The sequence below is a fragment of the Brachyspira catarrhinii genome, from assembly GCF_005518285.1.
Classification (GTDB): Bacteria; Spirochaetota; Brachyspiria; order Brachyspirales; family Brachyspiraceae; genus Brachyspira; species Brachyspira catarrhinii.
In genome coordinates this window covers 1-1,582 of record NZ_SJDU01000465.1, presented here as the reverse complement: position 1 = coordinate 1,582, position 1,582 = coordinate 1, and the positions used below count along the sequence as shown (strand labels likewise).

2 protein-coding genes are annotated in these 1,582 nt (G+C 28.4%); both read right to left on the bottom strand.

What is annotated here, in order from left to right; all coding sequences use genetic code 11:
* Nucleotides 1-110: 110 nt before the first annotated feature.
* Nucleotides 111-716, bottom strand: coding sequence for a hypothetical protein (locus EZH24_RS11545; protein ID WP_137999239.1), 606 nt, complete (start codon nt 714-716; stop codon nt 111-113).
* A 203-nt stretch (nt 717-919) separates the two neighbouring features.
* Nucleotides 920-1,447 (bottom strand): HdeD family acid-resistance protein, encoded by a 528-nt coding sequence (locus tag EZH24_RS11540; protein ID WP_137999238.1) that lies wholly within the window; start codon nt 1,445-1,447, stop codon nt 920-922.
* Nucleotides 1,448-1,582 lie beyond the last annotated feature (135 nt).

Below are 1,582 nucleotides of genomic sequence, written 5' to 3'. Positions count from 1 at the left end.
ACCGGGTCGCAGGTTCGAGCCCTGTTCTCGGAGCATTAAAAAGCCCCGCATAAGCGGGGTTGTTTTTTATCTAAATAATCTAAAATAAATTTTTCTTTATTTTTATAGCGTTACTTATTTTTAATATCTCTATAGAATTTTAACAAATCGTATAAAGCTTTAGCTTGATTCCTATTGAAGTCGTTTTTATTTAGAGGATAATAATTATTTCTATTGATGATAAACCTTACATTTACCGAAAATTTATTATCTTCAATTAATTTAATCAGAGAATCTATTTCATTATCGGACAATCTATGTTGCTTTCTTACTATAGATTTTAACTTCCTTAAATGAATAGTAGCGTCGCTATCGGTAAATAATCTTTCTCTGTCGACAGTCGAATTAAGTTTTATAGTAACGCTATTGCTTTCGCTTTTATCATAAAATATAACCGAATTAAATCCCGAATTCGCATCGTTGGTATCGGAATTCAAGTCAAATACTAACCAACATGATTTAGGATTGTTTCTATAATATACATTCGTATATATTATATATCCCCATACGGTTGTTAAAGTTGAAACACCCCTTTCGGTATGATACATTTCTATATTCCTATAAAAATCATCAACCTTATACAGATTACTCGGAACTCTTATTCCTTCATCGAGCGCAAATATCATTGTTGAAAATGATACAAATAAAATAATAAAGCTCAGCATCCTTGTTTTCATTGTATTCCTCCATATTCAATTAAGATTATTATTTATTATTTAAATAGTATAGTCATTTTTTGGATTTTTTCAATAGTAAAATATGTTTTTATTAAAAAATTTATTTAAAAAACTTTTTATAATAATATATAGTCTTATTTTGTCATAAAATTTGGCGAATAAATTTACCGCTTCAACGATATTTTTTAACTCGGTTTATAAATTTATTTAAAGAATTTTCCGTAAGCGAACCATAATTGAATCGTTATTATTCCGTATAAAATTAATCCGCAGCCTAAAACGATACTTAAATAAAACGCTCCAAGTAAAGGATTAAATGTTAAAATTATTCCCGCTATTAATGTGAGTATTCCGCTGAATAATGTCCAGCCCCATTTATCGTATCCATGTTTTTTTAAGTCTATCGAAGATGCTATAGAAACCGCTCCTCGAACTATCGTGAATATTGCCACAAAATAGGGGATAACCGCGGCGCTTATTAATAAATTTGAAATTATTACGATACCGCAAATAGTCGAAACTATTCCGTCAAGCAAGATTATTCCAGAACCAGCAAAATGTCTTAAACTTACAAAGTAGAATATCGAACTTATGCCAGAGAATATCATTAAAAAACCTATAACATAAGCGACTGTGATTGTCGTATTTAACGGATATTTTATCGCGACAATGCCCGATATTATAAGCGCTATTCCAAATATTAACCATAAAACTCTGCTAAATTTACTCATTTTTTTCTCCTTAAAAAATAAATTAAATTAATTAAAATTATTATATATTATTTTCTTATATTTTCCATATCTAAAACAATATCGATTTCAGTCATAGCGCAATTAAGTTTTTTTGAAATTTCTTCTTTGGAAAAA